Here is a 20940-nt window from a genome sequence, read left to right on the forward strand (position 1 = left end):
AAACATCAGAAAACTATTTAGCAATAGTTACAACTTGGCTGTTGAAGACTTAGTTTAATAGTGATAAAATCATTATTATATCTATGAAAAAAATACTTTTGAAATAGTATCGAGGAGACTTAAAGTCTAGAGTAAATTAATATTTGTTTAGAAAGGGAGATCATTATGAGGGTAGCTAAATATTTTCAAATTGCATTTTTAGTTGTGGGAACTCTAACAGCTTTAGAGTTTATCTTTCTTAGAGGAATGTTCACATGGTTAATTGTTGTTACTGCTGTTATAGTTGTTGGAAGCCTGAATGTGATTATAAATATAAAAGATAAAGAATGGTTACAGGCTTCTCTTTATATCCTGTCAACTATAGCTCTTTGTATGGGATATTTTACACTTGCATAAGCAGTGTGATGTATTAAAAAAGTATTCCGAAAATAAAATGCCTTGTTGGACAGATTTTTCATACTTTGTTTTTCGTGCTAATACCAATATTTATGCTTTCAAGTGGAGATTTATGGGAAATAAGCTGACATCAAGGAGCCACTGGGTCTTCATGGCATATTTATTGTCACCTCAAGGCATGTGGAGACGGTAGTATTGATGTCAAGGGTAGACAAGTGATAGAGTAGAAACATGTGTAAATAAGGACTTTCCGTGATTTGAGATCTGGCTCCAAGCCGGAAGGATAATCACGGATTTTTGCTTTGAGGGAAGTTATCCAAGAATGATGAAATAAAAAAAATATCAGCCGAAATAATTGTTGATGTGGTGAGTTGATAAGATGATTGGCAAAACAATGGTGAGTTGATAGAATTGCTGTCAAAAAGTCAGAAAACATTTACACGTTTTATTGACCGAGTCAATAAATCGAAGTACAATAGATATTAGGTGGAATTATAGCTCTGCACCAGGAGGTGAGAACTTGATAGGATTAGAATATGTTTTAAATCTCTATAACCTTCAACATATAGAACTTGCAGAAAAACTTGGCATAAAAAAACAAAATATTAACATGTGGGTGAAAGGGCGACAGAACATTCCAAAGAAATATCTACCGGTATTAGAAGAACTCTTTGGTATTGATCAGTCTTACTTTGGACGTGAGCTTAGTGAAATTGATCAGTTAGAAATCCAGAAGGAAAAGCTGAAAAGAGATCTGAAGCCTGTAATCAAAAAGCATGAACAGCAGTATTCTTTGGGAGAGATTAATGATCTTGTTGAAGTTCCCATTTACGATAAAGAAGAAATGAATGCCATCGAACGAGATATTGAAAAAGCAAAACTCATATCAAGGTTTAAGGCTGCAATGGATATAGTAGATAATAATCCATACTTGGAGACCTATAGTCTCATCGTAGAACTACTTGAAAAAGTACAGCATGAACCTGTTCTACACAAAACGGTTGAAGCATTGGCTCACTATTACGAAGTCTTACCTGATTGGTTAAGTAGCGAACCAGAACAAGAAGGCTTTGAAGGTGAAATATTTGAAGTCTTTGAAGATCATAACTATTAAACATTTGAAGGAAAAAGATGACCGAGAAAACAGGAAACATAGGATTTGAAGAAGACCGAGATGAATACGAAGCAGAGAATATCATCTGGGTTCCTAAAGAAGCGAATAGTTTGCCAGCTTTGAAGGAAAAGCTGGTGGAGAATTTTGGACATCTACTATCATAATTAAGACTGTAGTTGAGATGATTAAACCATGGCGAGAGGAGGCAATTATTTGTTTGTAGGAGATACTATGATTAATTCAATTGAAGAAAATAAAAATAGAAATATCGTTTCGATTAGCTCGACCGATATTCTTGAAAATACAATACGTGAACAAATGCCTGGCATATTGGATATTTTGTTAATTGATCGAACGACATCAACTTCGAAGAAGAAAAAAATATTATATGGGCAAACGAAAATTATGTGAAGTTCGGCTCAAAAGCTTATGCGGCAACTGCTCAGATGTTACCTGAATTAGTTACAGGGCGAATGGGAAATATCATTAAACCGCGTGCTCTCAAATCTAAGGAGATGCAAAAAGAACGAACCAAATCAAAAGCAGAGGTGTTCACACCTACCTGGATTGTGAAGAAACAAAATGATGAGATTGAAAAAGATTATATAAACCGCCACTTGACAATAATTAATAATTTGTTTTGTATTATACTAAATAAAATTAAATTTGATAGGAGCAGGAAAATGGAACATACAACTATATATACTTCTTCCCATGATGGCCAAAAGATATTTTTACGACCCGCTACGATTGAATGGGAGTAGGCCCCAGCGATTTTCAAGACGAAGTCGAAGAAAGAGCTGTTGGGACTACCCCGGCAAGGTTATCCCACGAATGAGGAACTGATGTGACGAAATGAGTGGCTGATAACGACTGCCAGAATCCTTAAGGTCAGTATTTAGAAAATTAAAGTGCGGAGGCGGACGTTAAATTATTTTTACGTCCATCCAACGAATGCTAAGCTGGTAAGCGAAAGCAGAGTTGTTGACGGCCCATCTGCGTATCAAGAACAGGAATGTGACGAATAGGAACATTTCGTGACTTGAGGAGAAGAGTGGGAGTAACAACTAAATACCCTATAAAGCTTATTATCATGGTCTTTATAGGGTCTGTTTTTTTAGTTTTGGGCACATTTCATTTATCATGTCTGTGACTTCTTTATCGGCCGTATCCCAAACAAGTGCATAAGTATTTAGTGTAGTTTGAATGTCCTTATGTCGCATCCGACTTGGGACTACCTTTATGTTAACTTTGTTTCGTATCAAAAAAGTAGCATGGCTATGTCTTAAAACGTGCACTCTAATTTTAGGGACATCAATTTTAGAACTGATCATGGTGATCAGTTTTGATATTTGGGATTTACCGGTTTAACCGAAACACATACAGTAAGAAGGGTTTCAACAATTATAATATGTTTTAAATATTCGTACTTAAGGTTATAATGTAAGCACAAATACAACATCGAGGGAAATACAAAGGAGGGAAACATTTATGATTCGATACCCAAAACTGCCAGCGAATTATTCTATTGGAATTACAGCTCCTTCTTCAGGTATTGAGATACAGTTACACTATATCCTACAAGAAGTTAAAAGAAAGTTTGAGTCTAATCATCAATTAATAATAGGTGATTCTACTTATACTCAGGATAAGGCAAAGTCAGCACCATCTGAAATTAGGGCTAAGGAGTTAAATACATTTTTACAGTCAGAAGAGATCGATATAGTTATTCCACCATGGGGTGGAGAGCTTGCGATTGAGATATTAGATAAAATTGATTTTGAAGGTATCCGTAATAAATGGATACTCGGATATTCAGATATAAGCGTGATATTGCTTCCTATTACATTAAAAACAGGAATAGCGACGGCTCATGGTACCAATTTAGTGGATCTACGTGGTAAATATTCTGACGAAACAACAAAAAAATGGGAGAATGTATTAAAAACATCGCCAGGTGAATCAAATACTCAATATTCATCAAAACAGTATCAAAGTAAATGGGATCATAATAAAACTACCGATTATGTATTTAACTTTGACAAAAAAACGGAATGGAAATCTTTATCTGGTAATAATATGCGAATAGAAGGAAGATTATTAGGAGGGTGTATTGATGTAATTCGCCATTTGGTAGGGACTCCCTTTGGGAATGTAAAAGGCTTCAGGGAAGAATACATCAATAATGAACCCATCATTTGGTATCTAGAAAATTGCGAATTATCGCCATTGGACCTGAGAAGAAGTTTAGTACAAATGAAATTTGCGGGATGGTTTGATGACTGTAAGGGTATTCTATTTGGAAGAACACCTATCTCATATGATTCTCAAGGATACACAGTCGAAGATGTATATCAAGATATTGCTGATGATTTAAAAATTCCAGTAATATACGACATCGACTGTGGACATCAACCACCACAAATCACTTTTATTAATGGAGCATTTGCAATAGTTGAATATTTTGATGGAAAAGGGATTGTCGAACAGAGGTTTATATAATCAGCAACTTTGATTTATATGATGTTAAAATATTATAATAAATATTAATTTGTCGAGGTGAGAAAAATGTAATGGGAACATATTCAGCTTTAATCGAAACCAAAAATAAAATTACAGGAGATTGTAAGATGAATAATTATATCAAATTTAATGAAGATAGATGGAACAATGTAAAAAATGACTATACAGAAGCATTGTCACATGAAGAATTTGAGAAAGTTAAAAATAATCCACTATCTGTTGGATTGACAGTTGGTAAAATAGTTCCAAAAGAGTGGTTTGACAAAGCCAATGGTAAAAAGATACTAGGTTTGGCTTGTGGTGGAGGTCAACAAGGACCGGCTTTTGCATCTAAAGGTTATGATGTAACCATTATGGATTTTTCTAAATCACAGTTAGAAAAAGATGAGATGGTTGCTAATAGAGAAGGATTAAAAATTAATACCATTCAAGGAGATATGACAAAACCTTTTCCGTTTGAGAATGAGACCTTTGATATAGTATTTAATCCAGTTTCAAACGCATACATTGAAGATTTAGAAAATATGTATAAGGAAGCCTCTAGGGTATTGAAAAAGGGTGGACTTTTAATGGTAGGTTTCATGAATCCTTGGATTTACATGTATGATGCTGACATTGTATGGGATAAACCTGATGAAAAATTACTTTTAAAGTTTTCATTACCATTTAATTCAAGAAAACTTGAGCAAGAAGGTAAAATACAAATAGATCCGGAATATGGATATGAATTTAGTCATACTTTAGAAGCTCAGATTAGAGGGCAACTTAAAAATGGTCTTGCTATGATAGATTTCTATGAATCCTGTGATAAAAGAAACAGGTTATCACAATATGGAAATGACTACATCGCGACACTTTGCATCAAACTATAGTCATCTATAATACGACCTTGAGAAGAAGAATGGAAATAACATTGAAATTAAAGGATATCAAAGGGCTTTATTATATTATTCTGAAAATTTAGACACATAATTGAATAATAATATGATATCGAGGTATTTTTACATGACAAGTATCATACGATGTCATGATACTTATGACTTATTTCTTTATAAATAATGGCATAAAATAAAAGTATAAGGAGGGATAAGAATGGGACAAGCAATTGTTGAAGTAAAGAATGTTGCCAAACATTATAAGAAAAAGCAAGTATTGAAGGATGTCACTTTTGAAGTGTATCCTGGCGAAATAATTGCGCTGTTGGGCGAAAATGGGGCTGGGAAATCAACACTAATCAATATTATTAATCAATTGATATCAGCAAATCAGGGGGAAGTCACTTTGTTTGGTGGGAAAATAAAACATCAATTAGTGAAAGAAAAAACGGGAATCATGTTACAGAATAATATCCTCCTAAAAAAACTCAATGTAAGCGAGGTCCTTGAACTTACGAGGTCATATTATGGATCGGCATTACCCTATAAAGAACTTGTTGAAATCGCTAACTTAAACGAATTAGAATACCAAGAGATGACCAAGTTATCGGGAGGACAACAACGTCGCTTAAGCTTTGCGACAGCTATCGCTGGAAATCCAGACCTCCTCTTTTTAGATGAACCTACCGCCAATATGGATGCAAGATCACGTCAGAACTTATGGCAAGAAGTAGGAAAATTAAAAGACCAAGGCAAGACAATTATTGTCACCAGTCACCATCTAGAAGAACTTGAAGATATCGCCAGTCGATTATTAATTTTACAAGATGGCGTCATTGCCTTTGATGGGAGTATTCAGGAATTAAGGGCTACTCAAGGACAGGGAACAATTGAGTTCGATTCTCAACGGACACAAGAAGATTTTTCAGGAATTCAACCCTTGATACAGTTGACCAAGCAAGGCAATCATTACACTTTAATTACTCAAGACGTGACCGAAATTATTAAGCAATTAGTTGATTATTTTGATGATATCACAAACCTATCTGTAAGGCAGACCACTCTTGAGACTCTATTCAGTCATTTTAGGAAGGAGAAAGGCCATGAATAAATTTTTATTCCAATCCAAGATGAACATGCTGCGTCAACTTATTCGGAAACCTTTATCGGTTATTTTTGCCTTAATTTTTCCAGTATTTTTCTATATTTTATACACCAAAATTTTCACTTTTCCCTTACCAGAAGCAGCCTTAAAAATTTGGAATATCGACTATTTGCTAGCCATGATTATTTACGGAGTATTAATTACTGCGATTAGCAATACAGCAGGTGCGCTATTAGAAGACCATCTCAATCATTTTGATTTATTTGTGGACTTAAGTCCGGCGCCAAAGTGGCAATATTACCTTTCAATGATCTTAATATATTTTCCCTTCTATTTATTTTTAATGATTATGTTAGGAGGGGTAGCTTTCTTTATTAATAATGTGCAGTTAGGTATGGGGCAATGGTTGGGTTTGGTTGTCATCATCATCGGAAGTCTAATACCCTTTAGTTTATTCGGAATTATTATTTCCTTTGTTGGGAATACTACAGGAGTAAATATTTTGTCTAATCTGATTAGTTTTCCTTTAGCAATCCTTGGTGGCTTGTGGTGGCCCATTGAGACCATGCCAGAATGGTTGCAAGTTATTGGCCGAATGTTACCTTCATATTTTGCGGCAAATTTAGGTAGAAAATGGGTGCATGAAGGGCTTGTTGACGGATATTCAATTCTTGGACTAATTATTTGGTCGTTGTCCTTAATCTTGGTCCTCGTTATAATAAGATTAATTCTAAAACGGAGGGAGCCCCAATTGATATGATGAATTTTATTAGAAAGCATATTCTCATCCCTAATAACTCTGCCATCGCCTATATCTATTTGTTATATATGGTGCCGCTTTTGGTGAGTGCATTGCCGGTAGATTCCATAAGTGATGGGATAACACTGATGCTTTTAATAATTTTCTACGCTTTATATCGTCGAGGCTATATTGAGCAATACCAAAATGACCGGCTATTCTTATTGCAAATGTTGATATCGGCTGTTATTACTTTCTATACGGGCTATGCGAGTGTCTTTATTTTCTTTGCTTTTGCCTTTAATTTTTGGATTATTAATGATCAGACGCGGAGTAAGTACTTCCGATGGTATTACTTATCAGCAATTTTCTCTACGGTATTGTCTTTATGGTTATCATGGGAGGATGTGCCAAATGATACCTGGGAGTGGATAGGGATTGGCATGTTATTTGTCCTATTTTCACCGATCATTGCCAAAGTCATTGCTAAAGAAACCTTTCGGATTCAAGAATTATCTGCAAACCATACCCGACTTGAAATGATAGTACGGCAGAGTGAACGTGATCGGATTGCCAGAGATTTACATGATAATCTCGGTCAAACATACTCAACCATGACTATTAAGGCGGAATTAGCTGAAAAACTAATGTCCAAGGATATGACAGCCGCCCGTAAAGAACTGAAAGAAATTGCCAACATGTCACGTCAGAACTTAAACCTAGTTCGGCAAATTGTTAGTGATTTAAGAGAGCGGACGATTGCTCAAGCTATGGTTGAAGTCAGCGAAACGCTGAATGATCGCGGTATTTTTTTATTATCGTATGGGGAGGAAATTACCGAAGATTGGCCCATTGAACAGCAATATGTGATTTCAGCAGTGATCAAGGAAGCAACAACCAATATCTTAAGACATAGTCAGGCTAGTCGCGCAAAATTTAATTTCTCTCAGACAAAAAATACGCTAAACGTTGAGATTCATGACAATGGTATTGGCATTAGTGAGACAAACCTCAGCCAAGCAACTTTTGGTTTGCAGGGAATGAACCAACGGATTCAAGAAGTTCACGGGAAATTTACCATATCGAATGATTTTGGGACAAAAATTTCTATAGAAATCCCGAAAGGAGGGTAAGTCATGATTCATCTCTATTTAGCGGAAGATCAAGAAATGCTTCAGACAGCTTTAATTACTATTCTTAATATGGAAGAAGACTTAGAAATTATCGGAGCCGCGACAAATGGTCAAACAGCCCTTTCAGAGATTACTTTGCGAAATCCTGACGTGGTCATTTTAGATATTGAGATGCCCAAAATGACCGGCTTGGAAGTAGCCAGCCAACTCAGAAAAAAACACTTTGAGGGAAAAATTATTATTTTAACCACCTTCGCCCGTCAAGACTTTTTTGAAAAAGCAGTTGTCTTAGAAGTAGATGGTTATCTTCTTAAGGATAATCCGACTGAAACATTAATAGAAGCAATCAAACAGATTAATGAAGGGGCTACTATTTATTCTCCTGAATTAGTTAAGAGTGTCTTACGGACAGCCAAGAATCCGCTGACCGACCGCGAACTTGAAATCTTAGACTATATTAACCAAGGATTAACGACTCAAATGATTGCAGAAACAGTCCACCTTTCTCAAGGAACGGTAAGAAATTATATCTCCTCGATCCTCAGTAAAACTGCCGCTCAATCACGAGTTGAGGCCGTCAATATAGCTAAGCAACATCAATGGTTACAGGAATATAAGGGATAGATTTTTGAAGGAAGCGTTTTTTATAGACATTCGACACTCTATTCAATCTCAATTTTGACAGGCATATTTTTTTCTATAAAATAAGTAAGTTTTTAGAAAATATTTTTTTAGGATAGCGCCAGACCTATGTATAGGTGACGAGGATTGAGTTTATCGAACTTTCGGCGGGTGAGTCAAGGCAGTGTAGTCTACAGAATAATATTAAAATTAAAGTGTAAGCTTTTCGACAGAGGATTATTCACGCACCTAAAAGCGAATTTATAAATGAAGGAGCGAGAATATGTGTGGAATTGTAGGAATTGTTGGGCAGGCAAATATTCAAGAGGGACTTCTTAATGGGTTAAATCGGTTAGAATATCGAGGTTATGATTCGGCTGGAATTTTCACAATGGATAATGAGAATAATAAAATCCTTTGTAAAGTTGAAGGCGCGTTGATGAATTGGCATCTTCATTACAAAGAGAGATAAATGCATAGTTGGCATCGGACATACGCGTTGGGCAACTCATGGAGAACCAAGTATAGCTAACGCATATCCCCATCTATCGAATAGTGAGAGATTCTATTTAGTGCATAATGGTGTGATCACCCGCAACGATTGAATGGGAGTAGAATTAATCACAAGTGATTAATTCTACGTCCGTCCAACGATTGCCGAGCTGATAAGCGAAAGCAGAGTTGTTGACGGCCCATCTGCGTATCAAGAACAAAAGTGTGACAAAATATATTTTCAAATCATCTAAATAGATTATATGTTTTTATTAAATATTTACTAGTTGACTTAATAATGATATCTTGCTAAACTTTAATTATCGAACATGAAAGGGTGTGTGAAAGATGAAAAATTATATGACATCTCAAGAGTTTATTGAAAATAAATTTATCGATTCATCTTCTAATTTCACACAGCAGTTTAATGTATTAGTTTAGTGAAAAGTAAGAATGATATTTTCATAAAGGATGAGATTAAATAGTCTCATCCTTTTTCTTTTGAGCAAAAGGAGAAAATATGAAACATCATTTAAAAAAGTATTTAGAGAAAAATGAAATAGAAAGTGAAATGATTGGAAGAATTGTTGGAGAAACCCGACTTTTTTATATTGTCAAGTCTACAGAAGAGGATTATAAAGTATACAAAAGACCTGAACAACAAGAATATTTTGTGGGAGACTATGTTCACTTAACGTTAATTGATAATCAGAGTTATATTACAAAGTTATTCAAAAGGTTCAATCAAGTTTCTAAAGCACGCAATCAAACAAGTAAAAGTTATAATTATTCAGGTGAAGAAAAAGTTCTCGCAACAAACGTAGATAATGTCTATATTGCAATTGCTGCAGATCAACGTTTTACCATAGGTAAGTTTGAACGATACTTACTTGTATTTAATCAACAAAAAGTTAATTTCGAAGTCATTATCACAAAATCAGATTATTTTGAAAAGGCACAACGGATTCAAAAAGAGATTAAAAAATATTATCCACTAATTAAAATACAATTTTTATCGATTTTTGATAATTCTATTGATCAATTTAGAAAATCGATTTTCCCTGAATCCACATCAATTATTTTAGGATCTTCAGGATCTGGAAAATCAACTTTGATTAACCATCTTTCCAAAGAGTTTCAATTATTAACGAATGAAGTAAGGGATGACGGAAAAGGTAAGCACACAACGACGGATATATGCCTTATTTATCTTAAGGAAACAGATAGCTATTTCATTGATACACCTGGTTTTAAAGGGATAAATTCACATAAAGAACTGCAATACGAAAATCTTTTTGATGATATCATTGATTACTCAACTAAGTGTAAATTTAATGATTGTAAACATATGAAAGAACCTGGATGTGCAGTAAGGAAAGCTATAAAAAGTGGTAAATTATCTGAAGAAAAACTAATAAGATATCATCATTATTTAGAAAAAGAAATAAAAAGAGAGCGGTTTTTAAAAAGAAGACGGGAGCGTCAATAATTTTGTGTAAATGGTTCTTCCCTACTGTAGATTGTTTCTAATTCTCCATCGGTTGACTCAGCATTTGTTCGAGCTCGCCTTTGGCCTGTTGGAAACCTTTATGACTGCGACCTAGGAATTTTTGGTTGTAAGTATCAAAAGACGAGACTAAAAAACGTTCCATCGACTCTTCATTTTGGAACTGTTCCTTGCGGTGGCTGTATTTCTTGATTTGCTTATTAAAGGATTCAATCAAGTTCGTAGAGTAAATAGTCTTGCGTATGGCTAATGGGGAATCATAGAAAGTGAGCAGGTAATCGTTCGAAAGGATCGATTCCGCCATTTTTGGATAGCTGGTTTTCCATTTTTCCGCAAAAGCACCACGTGCTTCCAATGCCGCCTTTTTAGATGACGCTTGATACACCATTTTAAAATCCTCACAGACTTCCTTACGATCATCGACACGCACTTTGTGACTGATATTACGGGAAACGTGCACACAGCAATGTTGAAAACGGGCTTTGGGGTAGAACCGCTGCACGGCCCCTGCCATCCCCTTTAAGCCATCCGTGATGAAAAGGAGGACGTTTTTCACGCCACGTTCCTGGAGGTCTATTAAAATCTCTTCCCAAATCGTGATAGATTCAGTTGGTGCAATCGCATAGCTCAACACTTCCTTTGAACCGTCCGAGCGAATGCCAACTGCGATATGAATGGCTTCCTTGGCGACGGTTTTCCGCTTTAAAGGGATATAGGTTGCGTCCATATAAATAGCGGCATAACGGTCATGAAGCTCATGTTCCTTAAATGAAGTGACTTCTTCCGTAAATGATTTAGTCATGTTGGACATGGTTTGGGGCGTGTAGTGATGCTCATACATTTTCTCAATCAAGTCTGCGATTTCCGACATGGTAATACCTTTTCGGAAGAGGTGAATGACGGTCTCCTCTAAGGTATCATTCGTCCGTCTATAAGCAGGAACAGTCTGTTGCTTGAACTCGCCGTTGCGGTCGCGCGGAATCTGGAGATGAAGTTCCCCGTACTCGGTCTTGACCGTACGGTCATAGGAGCCGTTACGAGAATTACCCGTGTTAAAACCAATGCGATCGTACTTTTCATAATCGAGGAAAGCCGTTAACTCCGTTTTGAGAAGCGTATTGACAGATTTTTCCAAATGGACACGGAATAATTCATTCAAATCGCCTTTGTTCGCTAGAGTCTTTAGAATTTCTGTAGTAAAATCGTTCATATGGAAGTCCACTTTTCTGTGAATGTGTTGTGGTAACTCTATTCTACAGAAGGGACTTCCTTTTTTCTATTTACACAAAATATTTTACACTCTCAATTAAGTTGAATAAAATAGTGAAAAAATATAAAGACCATAACAGGGTATTTGAGGAAACATTTAGATTATATAGCAAACAAGTAAATTATGCGACAATAAAATATCGGTTTGAGTGTCTGTTTGAATAAGATTTATCAAAAAGAAAATAAGCACTTCGCAAAAATATTCAGGTATTGTTTTAGTTTATAGATAAGTGGGAATTTTATATAGTGTATAGGGCTTGACCTGTCCGTTGGGGACCGTGTTATCTTTTAATCAAGGGAGGTAGATAACCATGTTAAGAAGTGAAATTCAAAAAGAAACGGGTTTAACTAGGAAGGCGATAGAGTATTATGAGGATAGAGGACTTATTCATCCTCAGAAATTTGAGAATGGTTATCGTGACTATAGTACTAAGGATTTAGAAATTCTAAAAAAGGTATTTATATTTAGAAAATTAGGAATGAGTATCTCAGATATTGATCAGTGTCTATCGTTAGGTGGTGATACGCTGTCTTCTGTCTTAAGAAAGAAACAACATCAATTGGAGGTTGATGAAAAAAGGAAAGTAATACTGGAAATGATTGTTAAAGGTGAAAGCAATGAACTAATCAATCAGAAAGTTTCACTACTTGAGATGAAAGAAACTATCTATGAAAAACTAGAAATTGCTTTTCCAGGATATTTTGGACAAATGTTGTTTGCTACTTATCAACCATTTTTGAATAAACCATTAGAAAATGATGGTAAGAATTCTTTTTACAAATATATAGATTATCTTGATCGGCTTCCTTCGTTTGAATTAACTAAAGAAGAGAAAAAATATATTGAGAAGATAAGCTCACCCTTTGATATGAAAACCCTAACGGATGTAAATCAGGCTAAACTCGATGCTATTGAGAATCCAGAAAAGTGGATGAAAGATAATGAAGATGTAATTTCTCAATATGAAAGCTATAAAAATAGTGAAGAGTATCAAAATAGCATGATGAAACAGATTCAGGATAAGCTTAAAAACTTTATGAAGGAAAATCAATATTATGAAATAGCAATTCCACTTATTAGAAAATTTAGCAAGAGCTATGATAATTACTATAAGAAGTTACTAAAGGCAAATGAACAGTATCTAAATAATAAATATCAATAATCATAGGTGAGCACTTACTTGTACTTAGTAGGTGCTTTTCCTATGCCCAAATTTAAAGAGTTTCAGGGTTAAGATAAATAGTTTAATTGTATCAAAAACGGTTGAAGATTAGACATGGAATGAGGATTTGAGATAGGGACGGGACTAAAAATTTGAAAATGTTCTATAATTAGATGAATTTAGTGATACTCTAAAAATAGAATCTGATATTTTGAATCGTTAGTGATATATTGTAATTACAGGAGTAGGAACGAATGGATTTATAGTATCAGTTTATCCAGGAGGGGGGTTCAAGATAATGAAGAAATTAATAATAAAGCTAGATTTTATTTCTGGTCCGCTTTGGAAGGATTTTTTTGACATAAAAAATAGCATAAAAATCTAGTTATCCGCATAAAAACTGGACTTATCACACTTTATCAAGGTCAAAACCACTCAATTTACTACTAATTTACTACTTATGAATGAGCTTTGATACGACGATTTATCCTTGAAAAGTGAAGATATAAAGATACTTCCAATAAAATTTGAATATTTAATAGGTAGACACTTCAAAAAATGAGGTGTCTATTTTTTTACCCGATTTTGAAAGGAAGTGAACTTATGAAAACAAAAAATCAAGAATCAAAAGGTCGTTCCCCACTCTTTAAGACCATCAAACATTCATTCAGCCAATAAAAAAGAAAGGATAGGTAAAAATATGGAACTTAAATTTGTGATTCCCAACATGGAAAAAACATTCGGCAATTTAGAATTTGCTGGCGAGGATAAAGTCGTTCAGCGAAGAATCAACGGACGGCTAACTGTCTTATCAAGAAGCTATAATCTCTATTCTGATGTTCAAAGAGCAGATGATATTGTGGTGGTGCTTCCTGCTGAAGCTGGCGAAAAACATTTCGGCTTTGAGGAACGTGTGAAGTTAGTCAATCCACGTATTACCGCAGAGGGCTACAAAATCGGCACTCGTGGTTTTACAAATTACCTTTTACATGCTGACGACATGATAAAAGAATAAAGAAAGAGAGGAAAAATGATGAGATTAGCAAATGGCATTGTATTAGATAAAGACACGACTTTTGGAGAATTGAAATTCTCTGCTCTACGTCGTGAAGTGAGAATCCAAAATGAAGACGGGTCGGTTTCAGATGAAATCAAGGAACGTACCTATGACTTAAAATCCAAAGGACAAGGACGCATGATTCAAGTAAGTATTCCTGCCAGCGTGCCTTTGAAAGAGTTTGATTATAACGCACGGGTGGAACTTATCAATCCCATTGCGGACACCGTTGCTACTGCCACCTATCAAGGAGCAGATGTTGACTGGTATATCAAGGCAGACGATATTGTGCTGACAAAGGATTCTAGTTCATTCAAAGCTCAACCACAAGCAAAGAAAGAACCGACACAAGACAAATAGTCGCTAGGTAGAAAGGAGACTTTTTCGCATGAAACAGCGTGGTAAAAGGATTCGCCCATCTGGTAAAGATTTAGTCTTTCATTTTACGATAGCGTCACTCCTGCCTGTTTTCCTGCTGGTTGTCGGACTGTTTCATGTGAAGACAATCCAGCAGATCAACTGGCAGGATTTTAACCTATCACAAGCAGATAAGATTGACATTCCCTATTTAATTATCAGTTTCAGTGTCGCAATTCTTATCTGCTTGCTGGTAGCGTTTGTATTCAAACGGGTTCGCTATGATACGGTTAAACAACTTTACCACCGTCAAAAACTGGCAAAGATGATACTTGAAAACAAGTGGTATGAATCTGAACAGGTCAAAACAGAGGGTTTCTTTAAAGATAGTGCTGGTCGTACAAAGGAAAAGATAACCTACTTCCCTAAAATGTATTATCGACTTAAAAATGGCTTGATACAGATACGGGTGGAAATCACGCTGGGAAAATATCAAGACCAACTCTTACACTTGGAAAAGAAATTAGAGAGTGGCTTGTACTGTGAGCTGACGGATAAAGAGTTAAAGGATTCCTATGTGGAATATACTTTGCTCTATGACACCATAGCCAGTCGTATTTCTATTGATGAAGTAGAAGCTAAAGATGGTAAACTTCGCTTAATGAAAAACGTATGGTGGGAATATGATAAGCTCCCTCATATGTTGATTGCTGGTGGTACAGGTGGCGGTAAAACTTACTTTATACTGACACTGATTGAAGCCTTGCTTCATACAGATTCAAAACTGTATATTCTTGACCCGAAAAATGCTGATCTTGCGGACTTAGGTTCTGTGATGGCAAATGTCTACTATAGAAAAGAAGACTTGCTTTCTTGCATTGAAACATTCTATGAAGAAATGATGAAACGTAGTGAGGAAATGAAGCAGATGAAGAACTATAAGACTGGCAAAAATTATGCTTACTTAGGTCTCCCGGCACACTTCTTAATCTTTGATGAATACGTCGCTTTCATGGAAATGCTGGGAACAAAAGAAAACACCGCAGTTATGAATAAGCTGAAACAGATTGTCATGTTAGGTCGTCAAGCTGGCTTCTTTCTAATACTGGCTTGTCAACGTCCAGACGCAAAATATTTAGGCGACGGAATCCGTGATCAGTTTAATTTCAGAGTGGCTTTAGGTCGTATGTCTGAAATGGGCTATGGCATGATGTTTGGCAGTGACGTACAAAAGGATTTCTTCTTAAAGCGAATCAAAGGTCGTGGCTATGTTGATGTAGGAACAAGTGTCATATCAGAGTTTTATACTCCCCTTGTACCAAAAGGATATGATTTCTTGGAGGAAATTAAAAAGTTATCCAACAGCAGACAGTCCACGCAGGCGACGTGCGAAGCGGAAGTCGCAGGTGTGGACTGATCTTGCTGGCTGGTGTGGCAATAGCCACGCCAGCACTTAACCCCCCGTATCTAACAGGGGGGTACAAATCGACAGGAAACAGTCAAAAAAACATTAGAAAATCCTTTGGTTACAAGGGATTTACAAAATTTCAGCGTATGTCAAATGGGCTTTAAAAGTTGACATACGCCTTTTTGATTGGAGGGATTTTTACTGAATGAACAAACTTGGTTACAGCATTTAAAAGAAAAACGCTTGGCTTATGGACTATCTCAAAACCGTTTAGCTGTTGCGACTGGTATTACAAGGCAGTATCTAAGCGATATTGAAACAGGAAAAGTCAAGCCATCAGAGGATTTACAGCAGTCCCTTTGGGAAGCTCTGGAACGCTTCAATCCCGACGCTCCCCTTGAAATGCTGTTTGATTATGTAAGAATTCGCTTTCCGACAACAGACGTACAGCAGGTGGTCGAAAACATCTTACAACTGAAACTGTCCTATTTTCTTCATGAGGACTATGGTTTCTATTCTTATTCAGAGCATTATGCTTTAGGCGACATATTCGTCCTTTGCTCCCATGAACTGGACAAAGGAGTTCTGGTGGAATTGAAAGGTCGTGGGTGCAGACAATTTGAAAGCTATCTTCTGGCACAACAAAGAAGCTGGTATGAGTTCTTTATGGACGTTTTGGTGGCTGGCGGTGTGATGAAACGCCTTGACCTTGCCATTAACGATAAGACAGGGATTTTAAATATCCCTGTACTCACTGAAAAGTGCCAACAGGAAGAATGTATCTCCGTCTTCCGCAGTTTTAAAAGCTATCGCAGTGGCGAACTGGTACGCAAAGAGGAAAAGGAATGTATGGGAAACACCCTCTATATCGGTTCATTACAAAGTGAAGTTTATTTCTGTATCTATGAAAAGGACTACGAGCAGTACAAGAAAAATGATATTCCCATTGAAGACGCAGAAGTAAAAAACCGTTTTGAGATTCGATTGAAAAATGAGCGTGCCTATTATGCAGTCCGTGATTTACTCGTCTATGACAATCCAGAGCATACCGCCTTTAAAATTATCAATCGGTATATCCGTTTTGTAGATAAAGACGATTCCAAACCTCGTTCTGATTGGAAACTGAATGAAGAATGGGCTTGGTTTATTGGGAACAATCGTGAACGATTAAAACTAACCACAAAACCAGAGCCTTACTCCTTCCAAAGGACGCTGAACTGGCTATCTCATCAAGTTGCCCCGACCTTAAAGGTTGCGATTAAACTTGATGAAATCAACCAGACGCAGGTTGTAAAAGACATTCTCGACCATGCGAAACTGACAGACCGACACAAGCAGATTTTGAAGCAACAGTCAGTAAAAGAACAGGACGTGATAACAACAAAAAAATAACTCAAATACAAATTCATTGAATATAGAGAGGAGAACATTTTTATGAATTTTGGACAAAACCTTTATAACTGGTTTCTATCAAACGCTCAATCACTGGTGCTTTTAGCAATCGTTGTGATTGGCTTGTATCTTGGCTTCAAGCGTGAGTTTAGCAAACTGATTGGCTTTTTAATTATTGCGATTATTGCGGTTGGCTTAGTCTTCAACGCTGCTGGAGTAAAAGACATTTTACTAGAGCTATTCAATCGCATTATTGGTGCTTAAATAAAACCGTTCTTTTGTGGAATATAAGTGGTTTTCTTATGTTCCGCAAAGGAATGGTACACCAAACGAAGTGCGGTAGGGATTTTTGAATCTCTACAAAGAAAGGACGTGAATATATGGACGATATGCAAGTCTATATTGCGAATTTAGGCAAATACAATGAGGGCGAATTGGTCGGTGCGTGGTTTACCTTTCCCATTGACTTTGAGGAAGTCAAAGAGAAAATCGGCTTGAATGATGAATATGAGGAATACGCCATTCATGACTACGAGTTACCCTTTACGGTTGACGAATACACTTCCATTGGCGAACTCAATCGACTATGGGAAATGGTATCGGAATTACCCGAAGAATTACAATCGGAGCTATCTGCTCTGCTCACTCATTTTTCAAGCATTGAAGAACTAAGCGAACATCAAGAGGATATTATCATTCATTCCGATTGTGATGATATGTATGACGTGGCACGCTACTACATTGAAGAAACGGGTGCTTTAGGCGAAGTACCAGCTAGTCTTCAAAACTATATTGATTATCAAGCCTATGGTCGGGATTTAGACCTTTCAGGAACGTTTATCTCAACCAATCATGGGATTTTTGAAATCGTCTATTAAATCTGTCGGTACATTACTACTGGCAGATTTTCTATTTTACGGGGTGGCTCAATCAGCTACCCCTATTTTTTATGAAAGGATTGATTACATGAAGAAAATACGAAGCTATACCAGTATCTGGTCTGTGGAAAAGGTACTGTATTCTATCAATGATTTTAGACTTCCGTTTCCCATAACCTTTACGCAAATGACATGGTTTGTCGTGTCACTCTTTGCAGTGATGATACTTGGCAACTTGCCCCCTCTTTCCATGATAGAGGGAGCATTTCTCAAATACTTTGGGATTCCTGTGGCTTTCACATGGTTTATGTCTACAAAAACTTTTGATGGTAAAAAGCCTTATGGATTTTTGAAGTCTGTCATTGCTTATGCACTGCGACCAAAGCTGACCTATGCAGGAAAAAAAGTAACGCTTGGCAGAAACCAGCCACAAGAAGCCATTACAGCAGTTAGGAGTGAATTTTATGGCATATCCAATTAAATACATTGAAAACAATCTCGTCTGGAATAAAGACGGGGAATGTTATGCTTACTATGAGCTTGTTCCTTACAATTACTCATTTCTAAGTCCAGAACAGAAAATACAAGTGCATGATTCTTTCAGACAGCTTATCGCACAAAATCGTGATGGCAAAATTCATGCTTTACAAATCAGTACAGAATCCAGCATACGTTCTGCACAAGAGCGTTCCAAAAATGAAGTCACTGGCAAGCTCAAAGCGGTTGCCTATGACAAAATCGACCAACAGACAGACGCTTTAATATCCATGATTGGCGAAAATCAAGTGAACTACCGTTTCTTTATCGGCTTTAAGTTGCTTCTCAACGATCAGGAGTTTTCTATGAAAAGTCTTACCGTTGAAGCAAAAAATGCTTTGTCTGATTTTGTCTATGATGTGAACCATAAGCTGATGGGCGATTTTGTTAGTATGAGTAATGATGAAATCCTGCGTTTTCAGAAGATGGAAAAGCTCTTAGAAAATAAAATCTCTCGTCGTTTCAAAATCCGCAGGTTAGATAAGGACGACTTCGGCTATCTGATTGAACACCTTTACGGACAGACAGGCACTGCCTATGAAGAGTATGAGTACCATCTATCAAAGAAAAAGCTGGATAATGAAACGCTGATTAAATACTATGACTTGATTAAGCCTACTCGCTGTTTGGTGGAAGAAAAACAGCGATATTTGAAAATCCAGCAGGAAGATGAAACCGTCTATGTAGCTTACTTTACCATTAACAGCATTGTCGGAGAACTGGACTTCCCGTCCTCTGAAATCTTCTACTACCAGCAACAGCAATTTACATTCCCGATTGATACGTCAATGAATGTGGAAATTGTAGCGAATCGTAAAGCCCTATCTACTGTCCGCAATAAAAAGAAAGAACTGAAAGACTTGGATAACCACGCTTGGCAAAGTGATAATGAAACCAGCTCCAATGTGGCGGAAGCTCTGGAAAGTGTGAATGAGCTGGAAACCAATTTAGACCAAAGCAAGGAATCTATGTACAAGCTGTCTTATGTGGTAAGGGTATCAGCAAATGATCTTGACGAACTCAAACGTCGTTGTAATGAAGTGAAAGATTTTTATGACGATTTAAGCGTAAAACTGGTACGACCATTTGGGGATATGCTCGGCTTACATGAAGAATTTTTACCTGCCAGCAAGCGTTATATGAATGATTATATTCAATACGTGACCTCTGATTTCCTCGCTGGTTTAGGTTTTGGTGCTACTCAAATGCTGGGGGAAAATGAGGGGATTTATGTTGGCTACAGCTTAGATACTGGACGCAATGTCTATCTGAAACCTGCTCTTGCCAGTCAAGGGGTTAAGGGTTCAGTAACCAATGCGTTAGCGTCGGCTTTTGTTGGTTCGCTGGGTGGTGGTAAATCCTTTGCGAATAACCTTATCGTCTATTATGCGGTGCTTTATGGGGCACAAGCAGTGATTGTAGACCCAAAAGCAGAACGTGGCAGATGGAAAGAAACCTTGCCAGAGATTTCCCATGAAATCAATATCGTCACTCTGACTTCTGATGAGAAAAACAAAGGCTTACTTGACCCTTAGTGATTATGAAAAATCCCAAAGATTCTGAATCACTGGCTATTGATATTCTGACATTTCTTACGGGGATTTCCTCTTGTGATGGGGAACGCTTCCCAATCCTTAGAAAAGCCATTCGTGCAGTAACCAATAGTGAAGTACGAGGGTTGATGAAAGTGATTGAGGAATTACGGGTTGAGAATACGCCACTAAGCACCAGTATAGCCGACCATATCGAAAGTTTTACAGACTATGACTTTGCACATTTATTATTCAGTAATGGTTATGTGGAGCAGTCTATCAGCTTAGAAAAACAACTGAACATTATACAGGTTGCGGACTTGGTACTTCCCGACAAGGAAACTTCCTTTGAGGAATATACCACTATGGAGCTTTTATCCGTTGCTATGCTGATTGTCATTAGTACCTTTGCTTTAGACTTTATCCATACAGACCGAAGCATTTTCAAGATTGTAGATTTAGACGAAGCATGGAGCTTTTTACAGGTAGCACAAGGAAAAACACTATCTATGAAGCTGGTTCGGGCTGGTCGTGCTATGAACGCTGGGGTATATTTCGTGACCCAAAATACAGACGACCTCTTAGATGAAAAACTGAAAAATAACCTCGGCTTAAAATTTGCATTTCGTTCCACTGACCTTAACGAGATTAAAAAGACCTTAGCCTTTTTTGGTGTAGACCCAGAGGACGAAAACAATCAGAAGCGATTGCGTGATTTGGAAAACGGGCAATGCCTTATCAGTGATTTATATGGTCGTGTCGGTGTGATACAGTTCCACCCTGTATTTGAAGAACTGCTCCATGCCTTTGATACCAGACCACCTGTGCGAAAAGAGGTGTAA

22 protein-coding genes and 2 pseudogenes are annotated in these 20940 nt (G+C 36.8%); 22 read left to right on the forward strand and 2 right to left on the reverse strand.

From position 1 onward, the window contains the following. Positions 1–165 precede the first annotated feature (165 nt). The 5 genes from B5D12_RS04615 (at position 166) to B5D12_RS10395 (ending at position 2274) form a co-directional block, all read left to right on the forward strand. Positions 166–396 carry a hypothetical protein gene (locus B5D12_RS04615; protein WP_078755707.1) on the forward strand — a complete coding sequence of 77 codons (231 nt, stop codon included), beginning with the start codon at positions 166–168 and terminating at the stop codon, positions 394–396. Positions 397–916: 520 nt separating this feature from the next. Next, the gene (locus B5D12_RS04620; RefSeq protein WP_078755708.1) at positions 917–1510 is read left to right on the forward strand and encodes a helix-turn-helix domain-containing protein; all 594 of its coding nucleotides are present in this window, start codon (positions 917–919) and stop codon (positions 1508–1510) included. Positions 1511–1527: 17 nt separating this feature from the next. Further along, positions 1528–1674, forward strand: coding sequence for a hypothetical protein (locus B5D12_RS10620; protein ID WP_159443861.1), 147 nt, complete (start codon positions 1528–1530; stop codon positions 1672–1674). Positions 1675–1723: 49 nt separating this feature from the next. Then, the gene (locus B5D12_RS04625; protein WP_078755709.1) at positions 1724–1921 is read left to right on the forward strand and encodes a hypothetical protein; all 198 of its coding nucleotides are present in this window, start codon (positions 1724–1726) and stop codon (positions 1919–1921) included. A 35-nt stretch (positions 1922–1956) separates the two neighbouring features. Next, a complete protein-coding gene (locus B5D12_RS10395) occupies positions 1957–2274 on the forward strand; it encodes a hypothetical protein (RefSeq protein WP_143412038.1) in 318 nt (105 codons plus the stop codon). Positions 2275–2610: 336 nt separating this feature from the next. On the opposite strand, the gene B5D12_RS10625 is transcribed toward B5D12_RS10395, so the two are convergent. Further along, the gene (locus B5D12_RS10625) at positions 2611–2862 is read right to left on the reverse strand and encodes a tyrosine-type recombinase/integrase (RefSeq protein WP_407645208.1); all 252 of its coding nucleotides are present in this window, start codon (positions 2860–2862) and stop codon (positions 2611–2613) included. A gap of 139 nt (positions 2863–3001) precedes the next feature. Between B5D12_RS10625 and B5D12_RS04640 the strand changes: the two genes are divergently transcribed. From B5D12_RS04640 to rsgA, 8 genes and pseudogenes are all read left to right on the forward strand, one after another. Beyond that, positions 3002–4012, forward strand: coding sequence for a S66 family peptidase (locus B5D12_RS04640; RefSeq protein WP_078755712.1), 1011 nt, complete (start codon positions 3002–3004; stop codon positions 4010–4012). Positions 4013–4140: 128 nt separating this feature from the next. Beyond that, on the forward strand, positions 4141–4905 hold the full coding sequence (locus B5D12_RS04645; RefSeq protein ID WP_078755713.1) for a class I SAM-dependent methyltransferase: 765 nt from the start codon (positions 4141–4143) through the stop codon (positions 4903–4905). Positions 4906–5125: 220 nt separating this feature from the next. Next, the gene (locus tag B5D12_RS04650; RefSeq protein WP_078755714.1) at positions 5126–6019 is read left to right on the forward strand and encodes an ABC transporter ATP-binding protein; all 894 of its coding nucleotides are present in this window, start codon (positions 5126–5128) and stop codon (positions 6017–6019) included. Beyond that, positions 6012–6773, forward strand: coding sequence for an ABC transporter permease (locus tag B5D12_RS04655; protein ID WP_078755715.1), 762 nt, complete (start codon positions 6012–6014; stop codon positions 6771–6773). The genes B5D12_RS04650 and B5D12_RS04655 overlap by 8 nt, the downstream gene beginning before the upstream one ends. Continuing rightward, positions 6770–7885 (forward strand): sensor histidine kinase, encoded by a 1116-nt coding sequence (locus B5D12_RS04660; protein ID WP_078755716.1) that lies wholly within the window; start codon positions 6770–6772, stop codon positions 7883–7885. Before B5D12_RS04655 ends, B5D12_RS04660 begins: the two co-directional genes overlap by 4 nt. 3 nt (positions 7886–7888) lie before the next feature. Next, entirely contained in the window at positions 7889–8509 is a 621-nt protein-coding gene (locus tag B5D12_RS04665; protein WP_078755717.1) for a response regulator transcription factor, read from the forward strand. Positions 8510–8789: 280 nt separating this feature from the next. Continuing rightward, positions 8790–9099, forward strand: a pseudogene (locus tag B5D12_RS10630) (glutamine--fructose-6-phosphate transaminase (isomerizing)); the annotation flags it as partial. 419 nt (positions 9100–9518) lie between these two features. Continuing rightward, positions 9519–10487, forward strand: a complete 969-nt coding sequence (gene rsgA / locus B5D12_RS04680) for a ribosome small subunit-dependent GTPase A (RefSeq protein WP_078755719.1) — start codon at positions 9519–9521, stop codon at positions 10485–10487. 37 nt (positions 10488–10524) lie between these two features. Here rsgA and B5D12_RS04685 read toward each other — a convergent pair whose 3' ends face one another. Further along, positions 10525–11715, reverse strand: a complete 1191-nt coding sequence (locus tag B5D12_RS04685; protein WP_078755720.1) for an IS256 family transposase — start codon at positions 11713–11715, stop codon at positions 10525–10527. Positions 11716–12085: 370 nt separating this feature from the next. Between B5D12_RS04685 and B5D12_RS04690 the strand changes: the two genes are divergently transcribed. The 9 genes and pseudogenes from B5D12_RS04690 to tcpF all read left to right on the forward strand — a co-directional run bounded on the left by B5D12_RS04690 (position 12086) and on the right by tcpF (position 20940). Continuing rightward, on the forward strand, positions 12086–12937 hold the full coding sequence (locus B5D12_RS04690) for a MerR family transcriptional regulator (RefSeq protein WP_078755721.1): 852 nt from the start codon (positions 12086–12088) through the stop codon (positions 12935–12937). A gap of 700 nt (positions 12938–13637) precedes the next feature. Beyond that, entirely contained in the window at positions 13638–13952 is a 315-nt protein-coding gene (locus B5D12_RS04695; RefSeq protein WP_000420682.1) for a YdcP family protein, read from the forward strand. A gap of 15 nt (positions 13953–13967) precedes the next feature. After that, complete coding sequence (locus B5D12_RS04700; RefSeq protein ID WP_000985015.1) at positions 13968–14354, forward strand: YdcP family protein; 387 nt, start codon at positions 13968–13970, stop codon at positions 14352–14354. Between the two features lie 28 nt (positions 14355–14382). Next, positions 14383–15768, forward strand: coding sequence for an FtsK/SpoIIIE domain-containing protein (locus B5D12_RS04705; protein WP_000813488.1), 1386 nt, complete (start codon positions 14383–14385; stop codon positions 15766–15768). 177 nt (positions 15769–15945) lie between these two features. Next, positions 15946–17151 carry a MobT family relaxase gene (gene mobT / locus B5D12_RS04715; RefSeq protein WP_000398284.1) on the forward strand — a complete coding sequence of 402 codons (1206 nt, stop codon included), beginning with the start codon at positions 15946–15948 and terminating at the stop codon, positions 17149–17151. Between the two features lie 42 nt (positions 17152–17193). Further along, positions 17194–17415, forward strand: a complete 222-nt coding sequence (locus B5D12_RS04720) for a hypothetical protein (RefSeq protein WP_001009056.1) — start codon at positions 17194–17196, stop codon at positions 17413–17415. 116 nt (positions 17416–17531) lie between these two features. After that, the gene (locus B5D12_RS04725) at positions 17532–18029 is read left to right on the forward strand and encodes an antirestriction protein ArdA (protein ID WP_000342539.1); all 498 of its coding nucleotides are present in this window, start codon (positions 17532–17534) and stop codon (positions 18027–18029) included. An 88-nt stretch (positions 18030–18117) separates the two neighbouring features. Further along, positions 18118–18510, forward strand: coding sequence for a conjugal transfer protein (locus tag B5D12_RS04730; protein WP_000723888.1), 393 nt, complete (start codon positions 18118–18120; stop codon positions 18508–18510). Further along, positions 18494–20940 (forward strand): annotated as a pseudogene (gene tcpF / locus B5D12_RS04735) (conjugal transfer ATPase TcpF). The gene B5D12_RS04730 and the pseudogene tcpF overlap by 17 nt, the downstream one beginning before the upstream one ends.

This window comes from Globicatella sulfidifaciens DSM 15739, from assembly GCF_900167405.1.
In the GTDB taxonomy this organism is placed as follows: domain Bacteria; phylum Bacillota; class Bacilli; order Lactobacillales; family Aerococcaceae; genus Globicatella; species Globicatella sulfidifaciens.